The organism is Aminobacter sp. P4_D5 (genome assembly GCF_056401815.1).
On sequence record NZ_JBFUIP010000927.1, the window covers coordinates 1 to 629 of the forward strand.

A 629-nucleotide genomic window follows, 5' to 3' on the forward strand; every position below is an offset into this window, starting at 1 on the left:
TCCGCCCTGGTCGCCCGCGAGGCCGAGCTGCTCGTGCCGGAATGGGAAGGGAAGTGGGACGCCATCCAGCCCGAGCGCGGCCGTTTCGAATTCGAGCCGCTGCGCGCGCTGCTGCGCTTCGCCCAGGCCAACAGCCAGCGGGTGCGCGGCCATGCGCTGCTCTGGCACGAGGCCATGCCGGCCTGGCTCGCGCCTGCCCTGGCCGAAGGCCCGTCCCAGGCGCAGCAGGTGATGGAGACGTACATCACCACCGTCCTCGCCGAGACGCGCCCTGTCATTCGCGATTGGGACGTGTTGAACGAGGTCATCTCGGCGCCGCCGGGCGGCGACAATCCCAGCGCGACCAGCGGCGACCTGCGGCCCTCGCCCTGGCTGGCCGCGCTCGGTCCCGCCTACCTCGAGCGCGCCCTGCGCCTGGCCCGGCAGGCCGACACGACCCTGCGACTGACGATGAACGAGTTCGGCGTCTATGCCGACACGCCCTGGGCCCAAATGAAGCGCGAGCGGCTGCTGCGCGTGGTGCGGGGGCTTCTGGACCGCAATTGTCCGCTGGACGCCATCGGCATCCAGGGCCACCTGCAGATGCGAGAGCCGTTCCGGCCCGAGCCCTTCGTCCAGTTCCTGAGCAC

At 71.2% G+C, this 629-nt stretch carries 1 protein-coding gene; it reads left to right on the plus strand.

The annotated features are described in order from the left end of the window. Nucleotides 1-629: endo-1,4-beta-xylanase (locus tag AC1DWF_RS35840; protein WP_476843209.1), on the plus strand; the 629-nt coding region annotated here is incomplete at both ends.